Source organism: Nonomuraea sp. NPDC050310 (genome assembly GCF_040655795.1).
Taxonomy (GTDB): domain Bacteria; phylum Actinomycetota; class Actinomycetes; order Streptosporangiales; family Streptosporangiaceae; genus Nonomuraea.
In genome coordinates, this window is record NZ_JBFAKP010000008.1 from 1 (window position 1) to 14,132 (window position 14,132).

A 14,132-nucleotide genomic window follows, 5' to 3' on the forward strand; every position below is an offset into this window, starting at 1 on the left:
AATTCCGCGGCGTGGTTTTGTTGTTCGCGGCCATCCCGCAACCGCCCCCCTGCGGGGCCTCTTCCTGCGTGCGGCGTGCCGCCCGCACCCAGTCCCGGGGTGCGGGCGCCTCGTCGTGCCGGATGGACTAGCGGCGCGTGCGGTTGCGGCCGCGCCAGCCGCTGTAGCTGCTGCGGAAGCTCGCCGTACCGATGCCGGCCTGATGCAGCGCCAGCAGGCACAGCCCCAGCAGCATGATCGTGGTCCCCGAGATCCCGATGCCGGCGTCAACCAGCTGAAGCAGGAATCCCAGACCGAAGATGATCGCCGAGACGATGGCCAACATGTCCCGTCACCGCCCTTCGCGGCCCGCCAGCGACACCAGTCGCTCCAGAACCGCTCGATAGTCGCGCAGCGCCAGCCGGAGCTGCTCCGTGTCGTTCTCGCTGGAGTTCTGCCAGCGGTTGCGCAGCTCCGAGGTGCGGGAGCCGAGCGTGTTCGTCAGCGCGGTGACCACCTCGTCGACGAGCTGGTCGGCCCGCTCGACCGCCTCGCGCGGCTCGTCCACGAAGCCCGCCTGCACCTCGCGCCACCGCTCGTGGAGCTGGACGGGGTCCTGGTCGAACAGCTCGAACGGCTGCGCGGTGTGCGCGGCCGGGGGCGGGGCGGGCTGGGTGGGGGCGTCGGAGGCGATCAGGATGTCGCCCGCCTCGCCCTGCCCTTCGGGGGTCCGCTGGCTCGGGACGTGCAGCTCGTCGCGGTCGTCGTTGTCGTGCTGGAGATAGGGGTGGGTGCGATCCGGATCCCCGTGCGGCCCGCCGTGCTGGTCATCGGGCTGCTCGGCGTGGTGGTCGTTGTGCTGGTCGTTGTGCTGCTGCCGGGCCTGGTCGTCGTCGATCCGCTCGTGCCGGCTGGCCAGCTCGTCGTTCGGCTCGCCGTACAGACCGGTCGGCTGCGTCCTCTCCTGCGCGCTGTCCGCGATGCCGTCGCCGTCCCTGTCGCGGGCGTCATCCGCGTGGTCCTGCTCTTCTCGGTGCCCACCGGCCACCAGCCGGTCGCCGTGGTGCTCACCGGTGCCGTCGCCGTCGTGGAAGCCGTGCTCGCGCCGCTCCCGCTCCAGCTCCTCCTGCGTCCTGCCTCTGTCCGTCATATGTCGTCACGTCCTGCGGGGTCTCTGCGCTGCTGAGGGGTGCCGTGGCCGTTGTGCGCGTGCCGCTCGTGGTCGGTGTGATCGGTACGGTCGTCGAGCAGCTCCTGGAACAGGGCCCGGTAGTGCACCATCGCCTGCCGGAGATCCTCCGTCGAGGCCTCCTTGCGTGCGGCGCGGGTGCTGATCGCGTGGGCGTCGCGGTAGTGGCCGAGGGTCGCGCCATGGCCGACCGACAGGGTCGACAGCCGGTCCTCGAAGTCCTCGGTCGGGTAGCCGCGCTCGGCCATGACGGCCGTCACGAGCTGGTCGGCCTCGGTCACCGCGAACTGCGGCGCGTCAACGAACCGCTCCTGGACCTCCGTCCACCGCTTGGCGTACGCCTGGCGGCTCTGGTCCGGCAGCGGGCGGATGTCGAGCTCGGCGAACCGCTGCTCCCGTGCCCTCAGTTCTTGCTCGGCCTCACGCCTGGAGTCGGACTCCGACATGAGGCGGTCGTATTCCGGGCCGAACCGCGTGCGGAGGCGGTTGCGGCGTTGCTGCTGCAGCACGAGGTATCCCACTGCAGCGATCGCCACCACCGCGACCACGACGACGGCCACCCAGATGAGAGTCTCGGTGGACATATCTTCGCCTCCGGGTCAACTTGGTTGACCCCGCGACTGCCCGTCAACCGGCGTCTGAAACGCCTCCACCCCCGCTGGGGGCGGCTATTCAGCCCCCTTTCCCCTTGCCGGTGATCAGCTCACCCCAGCGCTTCCCGCGCTCGGTTCAGCAGCCGTCCCACATGTGACCCATCAGCTCACCCCAGCGCCTCCCGCGCTCGGTTCAGCAGCCGTCCCACATGTGACCCATCAGCCCCCACCGGCACTTCCGCGAACCCCTCGACCGGGTCGTACCGCACGTCCAGCCCCGCGTCCACCAGCCGCTGCGCCCACCTCAGCGCCGTGTTCACCTTCACCTGCGGCGGCGGACTCCCCTGCGCGATGGCCGACAGGTTCCGCAGATTCGTCGCGGGACCCGACTGGCTGTGCTCCCTGGCCACCTTCCACGGGATCGCCCCGCTGTGATCCAGTTGCGGCTTGGCCACCCCTGCCGCCCGCTTCGCCTGGAGGACGCCGGACTCGCTCACCCCGAAGTGCTCGGCCAGCTCACGCACCGTCCGCCCCTCCGCGACCAGCCTCACCAGTTCCGCCCGGTCAATCGAGGGCCGTCTACCCACCCCGCACCTCCGCTCCGGCCTACGGTTGTGCGCAGGCGCCTCCGATGTGCGCTAAGGTTATGACGTCCCGCCGCGACAAGCAGGCGGAGACACAACCGGGACGTAGCGCAGCTTGGTAGCGCACTTGACTGGGGGTCAAGGGGTCGCAGGTTCAAATCCTGTCGTCCCGACGGTTGGAACAGGCCGGTCGGTCTGAGCGAAAGCCCAGGTGGACCGGCCTTTCTCGTTGTTGCGATCATGTCTCCTCCTCTCTTATACGGCTCGGAGCTGGGGACACGATAGGTGTCAGGTGCGCGCTGAGAGCCCTTCCCGCCTCGGCGATGGAGTCAAGGTCGGGATGCAGGTAGCGCTGGGTGGTCGTCAACGACCCCTGCCCCGCAATCTTGCGGAGCACATGAACCGGTACACCGGCGTCGGCCATCCAGGTGAGGCCGGTGTGGCGGAGATCGTGACGCCTGAGGTGCTCGAAGCCAAGGCTCGTGACGACCTGATCCCAGTGGGTGGCGTCCCTGAGCACCGCTGTCATGATGCGCCCTCCACGTGGCCCGTAGAAGAGCCGGGCGTCGTCATCGTCCTCGCGGACGGCCGCCATCCGCCTCAGCACGAGCTCGCGGATCTCCGCGATGAACGGCACTTTCCTGGCCCGTTTGCCCTTGGTGCCCTTGTCGACGAGCCCGCCCGGCCCCGAGGTGGTCTGTCGGCGCACTGTCCACGTCCAGGTGTCGGTGTCGATGTCGCCGACGCGCACGCCTGACACCTCGCCGATGCGGGCCGCGGTGCAGGCCGCGAAGAGCACCACGTCGCCCCAGCCCTCATATTGGTCGGCGGAGCGCTCGACCAGCGCCCGCGCGAGTCGCTCCAAGGTCGCCCGCGCGCAGCAGGGCGTCGACGGTGGTCTCGCCTGGCGGCCCGGTGACGGTGAAGGCGCCATGCGTACGGTTCTGGGCACACGTGAGCATCCATGCCGCCAGGTCCCGGCCTCGAGGTGCGGCTGGACCTGGCCGTGCGATTGCCGCTCGCCACCGCGCGCTGAGCCCTCTGCGGACGGCGCCCCAGGCCCCTCGATCTCGTCGCCGGCGAGGTCCTGCCTGATGTGCCGGGGACCGGGGCTCAGGTCTTCCTCCCGAAGACGCCCCAGCCGCCAGGTAGGTTCTGACCACTCACCGCCTTGGCACTTCCGCTCGGGTACCGTCAGGCTTGTAGGCGGGCAGCCACCTCAGCGGCTGCTCGCTGGCCCGACAGGATCGCGCCGTTCATGGTGCCGGAGGTTTCATCGGCTGTCTCGGTGCCGGCCCAGTGCACGAGTCCGACCGGCTCACGCAGGAACCGCCCGAACGAGGTCCATGCCTTCGGCGCCGGCGCAGGGTTCGGTCCACCGGGCGCGAACGCGTCGTTGCCCCAGGAGAAGTCGGTGTAGTCGATGGCGTGGCGTGCGAACTCACCGTAGAGGTGGACGAGGTGGCTGAGGACGCGGCGACGGCGCTCGTCCTGGTCGTAGGCGTCGAATCCGCGGGCGTCACAGAACACCATGAGGATGCCCGGGCCGCTGGGGGTGGGGCTGACGTCGAAGGTGAGGAAGACGGTCTCATCGTCGGACACCCCTTCTCCGGACAGCCCTTCGTCGCGCCAGAACGGGCGGCTGTAGGCGACGAAGGCCTTGCTGAGCGCTCCCAGCCGCCAACTGCGTGACAGCCCGTAGTGGTGGTCGGGGAGGGCCGGGGTGAACTGGATGGTGGCGCGGTGGGCCGGCGACGCCGTCACGATGGCGTACCGGGCTTCGATCGTGTGCTTGGCTGTCTCGACCGTGACGCGGTCACCGGTCGTGGTGATGCGCTCCACCGGGGAGCCGGTGATCAGGCGGGCCGTCATGGTGTTGGCGAGCTCGCTGACCAGCGCGTAGGTCGTTCCGAGCATCCGGTCCTGCTGGTCACCGCCCTCGACGGCGAGCATGTGCTGGATCCCGCTCAGGTTCTTGATGTAGCGCATCACGTTGAACAGCGACACGTCGCCGACGGGTGCGCCCCAGTGCACCAGGCTGATGACGTTCATGAACGTGCGGGTGCCCTTCAGGGCGCGGAGGCTGGTCAGCCATTCGCCGAAGGACATCGCATCATGCCGCGCGGCCTCGGGGTGCTCCCACGGCGATGAGACGGGCAGGTGGTCGACCATCTTCTGCAGCCGGTTCATGACGCGCCAGAGGTCGAGCATCACCCAGGGCGCCAGGGCGGTAATGCCGTCGGTCTTGCGCTGGCCGCCGAAGGAGATGACCCCCTTGCCCTGATGGAACTGGGGCACGAACGCGCAGCCGAGCCGGCTGGCGAGGTCGCGGACGGCCGTGTGTCCCGGCGCCACCCAGGTCGCTCCGGCATCGACGCGAACACCCGCGATCTCGGCCTGATGGATCCGTCCGCCGATGCGGTCGCGGCCTTCGACGACGACGACGTCGTGCCCTGCTCGGGTGAGCTGGTCTGCTGCTGTGAGCCCGGCGAGTCCGGCGCCGACAACGACGACGTCCACGTCGGATCGGATGCTTGCGCTGGTCATGCTGGCGCTCCGTTCGTGCTCGGCCTGGCGGCTCCGGTCTCCATCCATTTGAAACTGTACTGACGAGTCAGTACAGTTTCAAATCGGTGAGTATCACCACTCGGCCCGCATGGCGAGGAAACGCCCCGGCTCCAAGCGCCCCTTGGCGCTAGAAGCCGGGGTCCGTGAGGTTCTCCAGTTCGGCGCGCAGGGCGTCGAGCTCGGCGCGGTCAGGCTTGAGACCCCATCCGGTCATCAGACCGGCACCGTCCACGGCGCTGAGAATGACAGTGCGCGCCCCTACGGAGAGTCCGTCCTCAGCCATCTCCGCCTTCCACTGCGCCCCGTCTTCGGCGACGATCTCGGAGACCCCGGGAGTGACCGCGAGGGAAGCCAGCAGGAACAGCCGCTCACCGACCGCGTCGATCTCGTCGCCTTCCAGCGATGCCCGGATGAAGGCGCGCGCCAGACGGCCAGGCCGCTGGCCGTCCTCGATGCGGGTGTGGACCGTTTGGTGAAAGCAGGCGAGCACATCGCGAGCCAGTGCGACCCATAGTGCGTTCTTCGAGCTGTAGTGGTAGACCACGGCCCCACGCGTCAGGCCGGCCGCAGCCGCTACGTCGTCGAGCGTCGCCTTCGCTCCCTGCACTGCGACGACTTCCCTCGCGGCGTCCAGAATCAACCGCTTGGTGTCCTCGGGCCCCCGTCCTGCGGTGCGTCCCATCAAGCCCTCTCCCCATCGCGGCGGGTGGCCTCTGGAGTGCTGGGACGTCGAGCATGAGGAGGGCCATCGGCCGACCGGGTCGCCCAGCGCGGGAAGCCGCTTACGCGCCTAACTGGTCTGACTCGTCAGTGTAGTTAAGGGCGTCATCAAGGCCCGCCCGCCCTAGGTGCTAGCCCGTCTAGGACCGGGCACCTCCGGGAGGAGGCCACCGGGTTGGACCGCCGCAGGGGCACCCGTTTCATAGACGACCGCTTATGAACCACGCGCGGCGGGAGACCGTGTCCAGGGCGGACGCCGTTTCAGAGGTCGGGGCAAACAGCGGGGTGTGTGGCTTTCGGGGTGCGCGACGACGACTTTCCCCGCGTGGAGGCCCACGACTGCCCGATGACCGCCTGCGCGGCCCCGGCCGGCTCACCCTGCCGCACCGGCAAGGGCAAGGTCGCCATCCAGTACACACCGCCCGCTTCCGCCTCGTGCCCGCCCTGACCAAGGCCCTCACCGTCGCGACCTTCACCCGATGCGTGGCCCGCTACGGCCTGGACGGCGCCACCCTGCAGCGCGTGGCCGACGAAGCGGGCACGGCCCGCGGGCACATTTGCCACCACGCAGGCAACCGCGAGGAACTGCGCGAGCTGTTCGCCAGCGCATCATCAGCGGGCACACCGACCAGGTCCGCCTCCTAGCGCAGGACGGCCCGCCGGGCAGCGCGCCCAAGCCATGATCGGTTACCTGTTCGGCGAGCAGATGACGCCCGGCGACGAAAGCGCCGCCATCGACGCCCTCCTGGCCGCCGCCCGCTTCGACGACACCCTGCGCGAACGCATCCACGCCGTCTACGCCGGACCGACCCGGCTGCTCCGCGACAGCCTGGCCGACGACCACCCTGGCCGACCAGCCGCCATCTACGACGACGCCGCTTACCAGGTGATGGCCCTGGCCTACGGCCATTGGAGCTTCATGGAGATCGGCTTCCCCGCCACCATGGGAGCATCAGCCCACCGGCTCGCCTCCGCAGTCCTGGCCGACGTCGCCGCCAGCCCACCGGCCTGACCAGGCTCTACTGACCCCACCGTGGAGCTTCTCATCCACTTCGCCAGCCATCTCTGAGCCCACAGAACTGCGATACCTGTGAGTTATGGGCTCGGACCCGAGACAGAGGCCAGTATCGCCGACTCCGGCCCGATCCTCCCCGAAGGCCGATCGGTGAAGGCGGAGGCTGCTTTCTCCGAAGGCGCCACAAAGGACGCCAGAACTGCACGCTTGTCTCAACCCAGCCCTCCGGTCACCCAAGAGGGCCGCTGGACGGACGCGCTGATGGGCCGGCCAACGCGTCCCAGGCGGCCATCGCGCAGGTGATGACCGCTTCCAGCTCCGCCCGGTCGGCGCCGTCGCGGGCCTGGATGGACAGGCCTTGCACCACGGTGGTGTAGTAACGGGCGAGGGCGTCGAGGCCGCCGGGCGCAAGAGTGAGATCGCCTTCGGCGACGCCGCGGGCGAGACGGTCCTTGACGGTGTTGAGCATGTCGAGCCGCAGGTCGGCCAGGAACTCCCGGACAGCGTGGTTTTCCACGGCGCCGGTGGGTGCCGCCAGGATGAGCATGCAGTAGTGCGGATCGTCGGGGCCGGTGATCTGATCGGCAGTGGCGCGCAGCATGGCGTGGATCGCGGCGCGCGTGGTCGGCTGTTCGCGCAGCGCACGTCTGGGCGGCTCGCCCGAGGTCGCGCCGTACAGTGCCATGACCTTGCGAAACAGATCCTCCTTGTTGCCGAAGTAGGCGTAGATGCTGGCCGAGGCGATCCCCATGGCCTCGGCGAGGTCGTTGAGCGAGGTGCCCTCGTAACCCCGTTCCCAGAACACCTGCAACGCCTGACGCAGAGCGGTGTCGGGGACGAACGTGCGCGGCCGGCCGCGAGCAGCCATCCCGGGCTCCCTCCAGGTTTGTTTGTCGTTCGATCAACTCTACCTTGACCGCCGGTGGCGTGGCGTGAAACGGTTTGTTGGTCGTTCGATAAACAAAGGAGTGAGGCGTCCATGGACATCCCTTCCGTCATGCGAGCCCTTCAGCAGACCTCGTTGGACGGCCCGCAGGACCTACGCCTGATCACCGACGCACCAGTTCCACGCCCCGGACCGGGCGAGGTCTTGATCCGGGTCACCGCCGCCGGGGTGAACTTCGTCGACATCTCGCAATCCCGCGGCACATTCGCTAACGGCCCGCGCCCGCCGTACCTGGCCGGAATCGAGGGCGTCGGTGAGGTGATCGCCCTCGGCGAGAAGACGAGCGGGCTGGAGCCCGGCGTCCACGTCGCCGGGGTCCGCATCGCGGGCGGCGCCTTCGCGGAGTACATGGTGGTGCCCGCCGCTGGGGCCGTCCCGGTGCCGGACGGCTGGGCCGACGAGCAGGCTCTGGGTCTGCTCGTGAACTGGCCGACCGCGCTGGCGGCGCTCAAGCCTCTGGGCGGGCTTACTCCAGGGCAGGCCGTCCTCATCCATGCGGCGGCCGGCGGGACCGGCGAGGCCGCGGTGCGGATGGCGAAGCATTACGGCGCGATGGTGATCGCGACGGCCTCGCCGGAAAAGCACGAGGTCGTGCGAGCCCTGGGCGCCGACCACGTCCTCGACTCCCGCAGCGGCGACATCGCCGGCAAGGTCCTCGCCCTGACCGGCGGAGCAGGCGTCGATGTGGTGCTGGAGTCGATCGGCGGCGCCACGCTGGAGGCCAGCCTGGCAGCGGCCAAGCGGGTCACCGGCCGGGTCGTCGTCTACGGCGCGGCCGGCGGAGAGGCCACGCTCAGCAACTCCGACCTGATCTACAAGCACCAGGTCCAGGTCATCGGCCTGAACATCGGCACCCTGATCCAAGCCGCGCCGCACATGTTCGGCGAGGTCATGGGGCAGTTGTTCGGGCTCATCGCGGCCGGCGTGCTCGGTCCCGGCCGGCCCACCGCGCACGCGCTGGCCGACGGGCCCAAGGCCCTCGCGGAACTGGAAGCGCGAGCCACCGTCGGCAAACAGGCACTGCGGATCGGCTGACCCCAGGTACTCCTGGACGCGTGTGGCGCCCTCGCTCGGAATCGATCGCTAGGTCATCCGCGGATGCGTTCCTCCAACGAGTGTGCCCGTTGAGCCGCGGGAGCGGTTGCAGCGCACAATCCACCTGGCGTGAAGCTGCCCCTGCACGCGCTAGGACACCCGCCTGTTGGCAAGGACCGCGATCAGCAGCGGTGCAACAGCCCACCCGCCCAGGACCGCGAAGGCGGCCGCGTCCGGCATGATGTCCGGCACCTGCTCGATGAGCTGGAGCGCCGGATAGCCCGGCAGGATCCGGTTGACCACCTCACCACCCGGCAGCATCCGCCCGACGAGGGGAACCAACAGCACCACCACCACGAGCATGGAGATGGCCACGACGCCGTTGCGGAAGATCGCGCCGAGTGCCAGCCCGAGCATCGTGGTCATCACGATCATAAGCGTGCCGCCCCCGATCACCGCCCAGGCTCCGGCAGGCGGCAGCGTGGGATCGAACCGTGAGGCCACCACATACCCGTACAGACATCCGGGGATCGCGATGAGCAGTGAGGCCGTGATGGCGATCCCACCCAGTACGGACGCCTTGGCGAGCAGTACCCGTGAGCGCGACGGCGTGGCGATGAAGGTCGTGTGGATCATGCCGGAGGTGTACTCGCCGCTGATCGACATGGTGCCGAGCATGCCGAGCGGCAGCTGAGCCAGCACGACGCCAACGTAGACGGCCACGACGATGCCCATCGCGGCCTGCTCGCCCGTCTGTTCCGGTTCCCAGCGTGAGATCACGGTGCCTGCGCCGAGCGCGGTGAGCGCGAGTGCCGTCAGCACTCCTACGCCCAGGGCCCACCAGGTCGAACGCAACGTGCGTAACTTGATCCACTCGGCGGCGACGGTATTCACGAGGTGCTCCCTTCGATGACCTTCATGAACGTGTCCTCCAGCGACATCCCGGGCCGCACGAACTGCGTCATCTCCGCGTCGGCCAGTAGCCGCCCGCGCCCGATGATGATCAGGTGATCGGCGGTGACCGCCATCTCGTGCATGAGATGGCTGGAGACCAGCACGGTCCGCCCCTCGGCTGCCAGCGACTTCAGCAGCCCGCGCATCCACCGGATGCCTTCGGGGTCGAGCCCGTTGAGCGGTTCGTCGAGCAGCAGCACCTCGGGATCGCCGAGCAGGGCGGCGGCCAACCCCAGCCGTTGCTTCATGCCGAGAGAGAAGCCGCCGACCCGCTTGCGCCCCGCTGCGCCGAGCCCGACCAACTCCAGCAGCCCGCCGATGCGCGTGCGGGAGATCCCGTTGGCTCTGGCCAGCCAATGCAAGTGCTGCTCGGCACGACGTCCGCCCTGTACGGCGGTTGCGTCGAGCAGGGCGCCGACATGGGTGAGGGGTCGATCCAGTGTCCGGTACGGCACGCCGTTCACGGTGGCCCGTCCGGAGGTCGGCCGGTCGAGTCCGAGGATGATGCGCAGGGTCGTGGTCTTGCCCGCGCCGTTCGGCCCGAGGAATCCGGTGACCTTTCCGGGCGAGCCTCGTCTAGAGCCTTCAGCATCGATCCGACACCCCTCACACGACTCCCGGTCGTCGAAATCGTGGTAGCCGTAGGCGTCCCGGATCCATCCACGCGTGCTCGTAACGCCGTCATCAGCCACCTCCCGTACCTCTTCACCTGCGAGGGATCAAGGCCGTCGACACCGCGCGGCATTGCCAACAGTGCGGGCGGACTCATGCCCGCAAGGACACCCGGACGATCGTGCTGCGCACCGAGTCCGACACCCTCCGGCTGGACAGCCCGCGCCTGAAGACCTGCCCATGCACCCCGTCGATGGCCTCCGCGACAGCCGCTACGTTCAGTCCCGTCGCCGCGGCGATGCCCGAACGAACCGCTCCTGAGCTGCTGTTGTGGGAGGCCAAGTACGCCGCACTCACCTCCTACGGCAACGCCGCCACCTTGCTGGCCGAGACCTTCCCGCTCGGTCGACCCCTGCACGCCACCAGCATCCGCCAGCAGGTCGAGCGCACCGCGACCCACCTGGAAGACGAGCTCGGCGACGAGCGGTTCAGCTCCATCGACACCTGTCCGCGCGATCTAGAGACCGTGCCGCGCCCCGACCTGCCGTTGGTCGTCGCCCTGGACGGCGGCTATGTCCACTCGGCCAACCAGACCTCACGCCGCGACGGCTGGTTCGAAGCCGTCACCGGCTGCTCCACCCCCACCGGCGGCGGCCCCGCCAAGACCTTCGCGTTCGTCCAGACCTACGACCACAAGCTCAAACGCCGCGTGTACGAACTGCTGCGCTCCCAGGGCATGACCGACAACCAGCAGATCGTGTTCCTCGTCGACGGCGGCGAGGACATCCGCGACCTGCCCTGCTACCTCATCCCCCAAGCCGAGCACTACCTTGACTGGTTCCACATCACCATGCGCCTCACCGTCCTGCGCCAGAGCACCCGATCGCTCCCAGCGCCGCCCGCCGACGTCGCGGACTTCACCATCGACCCGAGCGGCACCGACCGGATCCTGGAGCGGATCAAGAACTACCTGTGGCACGGCAACACCTTCCGCGCCCTGCACCTGCTCAACAACCTTGTCGAGGATTACGAACTGCTATGCGCAGGCGAGCCCGACGACAAGCGGTGTGCCTTCTACACCCGGCTGGCCGAGTTCCATACCTACATCGACCGCAACCAGCACGAAATACCCAACTATGGCGAACGCCACCGCAACGGCGAAGCCATCTCCAGCGCCACTGCCGAAGCCACCGTCAACCACGTCATCAGCCGCCGCATGGTCAAGAAACAGCGGATGAGATGGACACCCCGCGGCGCCCACCGCCTCCTGCAGATCCGTACCCGCGTCCTCAACCGCGACCTCGACGCAGACTTCGCGTGCTGGTACCCCAACTCAGATCAAGCACTCAGCCTCGTTGCCTGACCCGTTCCCGCGGTTCTCCCGGTCTCCTGTAGGGGTGACGCCCACCCGGGCCGGGTTGACATAAAGATAGATGTAGAGCATCGCGACCTGTGGAAACGCGGCCTCTGGCGGGCCGGGGAGGTGCCCGCCAGAGGCCGCACAGCACAGCCCTAGCCGGCGTCGGGCGGACCCACCGTCCCGTCGCCCGTTGCCGTGGGGCCGTCCGGTGCGGGCGGGATGATCTTGTTGAAGAACGGGACCGCGAGCCCGAATGTCCCGCCGGCGTACAGCAGCGCCATCTGCCACACCGTCCCGGCCGACAGGGTCAGCCCGAATGCGATCGCCGCGATGAATGCCGCGGCCATGGCAATGACCGCCGCTCGCAGGTTCAGTAGGTACATCGATTCTCCGAAGGGGACATGGAGGCACGCCTGTCGCGCCTCGCGCCGAGCAGGTCCCTCCGAAGGCTGGTTGCCTGCTCTGGATCCAGGTTCCACCCCTTCCGAAGTAGTTGTTCCTTGTGGTTGAAGTATTTTGAGCGCTATCTGAGTGGAGAATTATCAGGTCTGGAGTACCTAGACCATGGCCTTTAGCGGATGTAGCTGGACTAGCATGGTCGTAAGTTGTCAAAAGTTGATAAGGGGGGTTAGCCATGGTGAGGGCAATCGGCATGCCGACCAAGGACGAGGTGCCTGAAGGCCCTCGCCGAGATTTCCTGGTCACGCTGTTCCAGATGTACAGGCAGGCGGGCCGACCGCCGCTCAAGCAGATCGCGGACAAGGCCAAGGAACTGGCCGAGGCGAAGGGCCCGGACAGGCTCACTGGAACCGCGAGCCAGGAGACGATCCGTCGCACGCTCCGGGGCCTCATCATCCCGGAACGATGGGAGACCGTGTGGGCGGTGTACGCCCCGCTCTGCGCACTCGCGGACGTGGACCCCCAGGCTCAGTACTATCTGCGGCAGGACGAGGACGACAGGTATGAGCCTCCGACCTCCACCCACAAGGAGGAGTTCAGGCGGGTGTGGAGCGCCGCATTCGACACCGAGGAACTGCCGCCGCCGTTCTTCGGCGCTCGTGTCCCATCACCACAGCGTGGCGTCCCTCGCGGCGGCGGATTTGACGACCCATGGGCGTCGGCAGCACCTGCCGCGGATGAGCCACCGTTCTGAGCGTGCCGTATGCAGCGATTCCTCCTATCCTTCTGCAGTCATTGACCAGGCGTTCGGAGGGTCACCTGCCGATCCACCGCCGATGAGGCACTCGCCGGCGACCCCATCTGACTGGTTCCCACGGTTTCCCACACGGCGGTCGCGCCACGCGGCCGGCCGCGGCGAAGGGAGAACCGGCGTGACTGATGTCGTTCCGTTGCCGTACTGGCCGACTCTCCGACCAGGTTTATGATCGGCTGCGACAGGCGGTCATCGACGGCGACCTGACGCCGAACACCCGGCTGGTCGGGTCCGAACTCGCTCGGCAGTACGGGATCAGCCAGGCCCCGGTGCGTGACGCCATCCGCCGCCTCGCACACGAGGGCCTGGTCACCCTGTACCGCTTCAAAACTGGGACACTTGGTCTGAACTGGTGTTCTTTTTGGACCGGCTAGGCTGCTCGGTGGTACTCGTTGATCGCTCCGCTGAGCACCCTGCGGCGCTGGATCCGGCCTTCTCGCGGGACGAACGTGCTCGTCTTGATCGGGTGGGCGTTGTTGACGGGCCTGGTGCGGTCTGTGGGCGTTGTAATGCTCGGCGTACTCTTCCAGGATTGATCGCAGGTGGCGTTCGTCGTAGATCAGCATCCGGTCGGTGCATTCGGCTCGTACGGTGCGCACCCAGCGTTCGGTATAATAGTTGGCCCGAGGCGTCCGTGGCGGTGTCTTCATCATCATGACGCCATGGCTGGTGAAGATCTCGTCGAAGGCGGCGGTGAACTTGGCATCCCGATCACGGATGAGGAACCGGGACGAGCCGATGCTCTGCCCGAGATCCATGAGCAGGTTGCGGGCCTGCTGAGCTGTCCACGCGCCGGTGGGATGGGCGGTGACCGCCCAGGATGTGGACGCGTCGGGTTTCCACCTCCATCACGAACAGCACGTAGAGGCGTTTCAGGAAGATCGTGTCGACGTGGAAGAAGTCGCAGGCGAGCAGCCCTTTCGCCTGTAGCCGTAGAAACGTCCGCCATGAGGTGTCGGAGTTTCGTGGCGCCGGTCCGTGTCGGTGTGAAGGCAGAATCCGTCGCACGGTTGCCTCACTGACCTGCACGCCGAGGCCGGCCAGCTCGCCGTGTACCCGCCGATACCCCCACCCGGGTTCTCTCGTGCCAGCCGGAGGACCAGCTCCCGGACCTCCTTGGTTGTTCCGGGACGGCCAGGCGCTGGGGGAAAGTCCAGGAGGGTTTGATCAGCTGGCGATGCCAGGCCAACAGGGTGCCCGGAGTGACCAGCCGATGAGCGCGCAGCACCGTCGGCAGGAAGCGGGCCAAGGCCGCCAGGAGCGCCCGGTCGGCCCAGTCCGGCTTCGGACGAACGACCTGGCGCTTCAGCACCGCCACCTCGTGGCGGAGCAGCATGATCTCGACATCCTTGGATGCCTGAGCA

Annotated in this window: 17 protein-coding genes, 1 tRNA gene and 2 pseudogenes; 8 read left to right on the forward strand and 12 right to left on the reverse strand. The window is 68.1% G+C overall.

The features are described from left to right. Positions 1–127: 127 nt before the first annotated feature. The 4 genes from AB0I67_RS20405 to AB0I67_RS20420 all read right to left on the reverse strand — a co-directional run bounded on the left by AB0I67_RS20405 (position 128) and on the right by AB0I67_RS20420 (position 2,348). A complete protein-coding gene (locus tag AB0I67_RS20405) occupies positions 128–325 on the reverse strand; it encodes a hypothetical protein (RefSeq protein WP_357925650.1) in 198 nt (65 codons plus the stop codon). Positions 326–331: 6 nt separating this feature from the next. Further along, positions 332–1,129: a hypothetical protein gene (locus AB0I67_RS20410; protein WP_357925652.1), complete on the reverse strand. Its 798-nt coding sequence runs from the start codon at positions 1,127–1,129 to the stop codon at positions 332–334. Continuing rightward, entirely contained in the window at positions 1,126–1,752 is a 627-nt protein-coding gene (locus AB0I67_RS20415; protein ID WP_357925654.1) for a hypothetical protein, read from the reverse strand. Before AB0I67_RS20415 ends, AB0I67_RS20410 begins: the two co-directional genes overlap by 4 nt. A gap of 176 nt (positions 1,753–1,928) precedes the next feature. Beyond that, entirely contained in the window at positions 1,929–2,348 is a 420-nt protein-coding gene (locus AB0I67_RS20420; RefSeq protein ID WP_357925657.1) for a helix-turn-helix domain-containing protein, read from the reverse strand. 96 nt (positions 2,349–2,444) lie between these two features. On the opposite strand from AB0I67_RS20420, the gene AB0I67_RS20425 reads away from it, so the two are divergent. After that, positions 2,445–2,518 (forward strand) — tRNA-Pro (locus tag AB0I67_RS20425). 65 nt (positions 2,519–2,583) lie between these two features. On the opposite strand, the gene AB0I67_RS20430 is transcribed toward AB0I67_RS20425, so the two are convergent. The 3 genes from AB0I67_RS20430 to AB0I67_RS20440 form a co-directional block, all read right to left on the reverse strand. Then, positions 2,584–3,210 carry a site-specific integrase gene (locus AB0I67_RS20430; RefSeq protein WP_357925660.1) on the reverse strand — a complete coding sequence of 209 codons (627 nt, stop codon included), beginning with the start codon at positions 3,208–3,210 and terminating at the stop codon, positions 2,584–2,586. 329 nt (positions 3,211–3,539) lie between these two features. Next, positions 3,540–4,892, reverse strand: a complete 1,353-nt coding sequence (locus tag AB0I67_RS20435; RefSeq protein WP_357925662.1) for an FAD-dependent oxidoreductase — start codon at positions 4,890–4,892, stop codon at positions 3,540–3,542. 148 nt (positions 4,893–5,040) lie between these two features. Beyond that, a complete protein-coding gene (locus AB0I67_RS20440) occupies positions 5,041–5,595 on the reverse strand; it encodes a TetR family transcriptional regulator (RefSeq protein ID WP_357925665.1) in 555 nt (184 codons plus the stop codon). 327 nt (positions 5,596–5,922) lie between these two features. Here AB0I67_RS20440 and AB0I67_RS20445 point away from each other — a divergent pair, with 327 nt between their 5' ends. Genes AB0I67_RS20445 through AB0I67_RS20455 form a run of 3 tightly spaced genes read left to right on the forward strand, consistent with a single transcriptional unit; the run spans position 5,923 to position 6,645 of the window. Further along, positions 5,923–6,081, forward strand: a complete 159-nt coding sequence (locus tag AB0I67_RS20445) for a hypothetical protein (protein ID WP_357925668.1) — start codon at positions 5,923–5,925, stop codon at positions 6,079–6,081. Then, positions 6,069–6,278 carry a TetR family transcriptional regulator gene (locus AB0I67_RS20450; RefSeq protein ID WP_357925671.1) on the forward strand — a complete coding sequence of 70 codons (210 nt, stop codon included), beginning with the start codon at positions 6,069–6,071 and terminating at the stop codon, positions 6,276–6,278. The genes AB0I67_RS20445 and AB0I67_RS20450 overlap by 13 nt, the downstream gene beginning before the upstream one ends. 34 nt (positions 6,279–6,312) lie before the next feature. Then, entirely contained in the window at positions 6,313–6,645 is a 333-nt protein-coding gene (locus AB0I67_RS20455; RefSeq protein ID WP_357925674.1) for a hypothetical protein, read from the forward strand. Between the two features lie 232 nt (positions 6,646–6,877). Here AB0I67_RS20455 and AB0I67_RS20460 read toward each other — a convergent pair whose 3' ends face one another. After that, positions 6,878–7,516, reverse strand: coding sequence for a TetR/AcrR family transcriptional regulator (locus tag AB0I67_RS20460; protein ID WP_357925677.1), 639 nt, complete (start codon positions 7,514–7,516; stop codon positions 6,878–6,880). Between the two features lie 111 nt (positions 7,517–7,627). Here AB0I67_RS20460 and AB0I67_RS20465 point away from each other — a divergent pair, with 111 nt between their 5' ends. Continuing rightward, positions 7,628–8,629, forward strand: coding sequence for an NADPH:quinone oxidoreductase family protein (locus tag AB0I67_RS20465; protein WP_357925680.1), 1,002 nt, complete (start codon positions 7,628–7,630; stop codon positions 8,627–8,629). A gap of 150 nt (positions 8,630–8,779) precedes the next feature. Here AB0I67_RS20465 and AB0I67_RS20470 read toward each other — a convergent pair whose 3' ends face one another. Both AB0I67_RS20470 and AB0I67_RS20475 read right to left on the reverse strand, forming a co-directional pair. Then, positions 8,780–9,523, reverse strand: a complete 744-nt coding sequence (locus AB0I67_RS20470; RefSeq protein WP_357925683.1) for an ABC transporter permease — start codon at positions 9,521–9,523, stop codon at positions 8,780–8,782. Positions 9,524–9,591: 68 nt separating this feature from the next. After that, positions 9,592–10,149 (reverse strand): annotated as a pseudogene (locus tag AB0I67_RS20475) (ATP-binding cassette domain-containing protein); the annotation flags it as partial. 152 nt (positions 10,150–10,301) lie between these two features. Between AB0I67_RS20475 and AB0I67_RS20480 the strand changes: the two are divergent. Beyond that, positions 10,302–11,558 carry an ISKra4 family transposase gene (locus AB0I67_RS20480; protein ID WP_357926344.1) on the forward strand — a complete coding sequence of 419 codons (1,257 nt, stop codon included), beginning with the start codon at positions 10,302–10,304 and terminating at the stop codon, positions 11,556–11,558. Between the two features lie 149 nt (positions 11,559–11,707). On the opposite strand, the gene AB0I67_RS20485 is transcribed toward AB0I67_RS20480, so the two are convergent. After that, entirely contained in the window at positions 11,708–11,938 is a 231-nt protein-coding gene (locus AB0I67_RS20485) for a hypothetical protein (protein ID WP_357925686.1), read from the reverse strand. Positions 11,939–12,207: 269 nt separating this feature from the next. Here AB0I67_RS20485 and AB0I67_RS20490 point away from each other — a divergent pair, with 269 nt between their 5' ends. Both AB0I67_RS20490 and AB0I67_RS20495 read left to right on the forward strand, forming a co-directional pair. Further along, positions 12,208–12,708, forward strand: a complete 501-nt coding sequence (locus tag AB0I67_RS20490) for a hypothetical protein (protein ID WP_357925689.1) — start codon at positions 12,208–12,210, stop codon at positions 12,706–12,708. Positions 12,709–12,893: 185 nt separating this feature from the next. Continuing rightward, entirely contained in the window at positions 12,894–13,142 is a 249-nt protein-coding gene (locus AB0I67_RS20495) for a GntR family transcriptional regulator (RefSeq protein ID WP_357926347.1), read from the forward strand. 102 nt (positions 13,143–13,244) lie between these two features. Here AB0I67_RS20495 and AB0I67_RS20500 read toward each other — a convergent pair. Continuing rightward, positions 13,245–13,526: pseudogene (locus AB0I67_RS20500) on the reverse strand (integrase core domain-containing protein); the annotation flags it as partial. Between the last annotated feature and the right edge of the window lie 606 nt (positions 13,527–14,132).

Excerpts from the sequence above, each read along its gene's own strand:
- AB0I67_RS20405 (WP_357925650.1), bottom strand. The coding sequence starts at position 325 with ATGTTGGCCATCGTCTCGGCGATCATCTTCGGTCTGGGATTCCTGCTT.
- AB0I67_RS20410 (WP_357925652.1), bottom strand. The coding sequence starts at position 1,129 with ATGACGGACAGAGGCAGGACGCAGGAGGAGCTGGAGCGGGAGCGGCGC.
- AB0I67_RS20415 (WP_357925654.1), bottom strand. The coding sequence starts at position 1,752 with ATGTCCACCGAGACTCTCATCTGGGTGGCCGTCGTCGTGGTCGCGGTG.
- AB0I67_RS20435 (WP_357925662.1), bottom strand. The coding sequence starts at position 4,892 with ATGACCAGCGCAAGCATCCGATCCGACGTGGACGTCGTCGTTGTCGGC.
- AB0I67_RS20440 (WP_357925665.1), bottom strand. The coding sequence starts at position 5,595 with ATGGGACGCACCGCAGGACGGGGGCCCGAGGACACCAAGCGGTTGATT.
- AB0I67_RS20455 (WP_357925674.1), top strand. The coding sequence starts at position 6,313 with ATGATCGGTTACCTGTTCGGCGAGCAGATGACGCCCGGCGACGAAAGC.
- AB0I67_RS20460 (WP_357925677.1), bottom strand. The coding sequence starts at position 7,516 with ATGGCTGCTCGCGGCCGGCCGCGCACGTTCGTCCCCGACACCGCTCTG.
- AB0I67_RS20465 (WP_357925680.1), top strand. The coding sequence starts at position 7,628 with ATGGACATCCCTTCCGTCATGCGAGCCCTTCAGCAGACCTCGTTGGAC.
- AB0I67_RS20485 (WP_357925686.1), bottom strand. The coding sequence starts at position 11,938 with ATGTACCTACTGAACCTGCGAGCGGCGGTCATTGCCATGGCCGCGGCA.
- AB0I67_RS20490 (WP_357925689.1), top strand. The coding sequence starts at position 12,208 with ATGCCGACCAAGGACGAGGTGCCTGAAGGCCCTCGCCGAGATTTCCTG.
- AB0I67_RS20495 (WP_357926347.1), top strand. The coding sequence starts at position 12,894 with ATGTCGTTCCGTTGCCGTACTGGCCGACTCTCCGACCAGGTTTATGAT.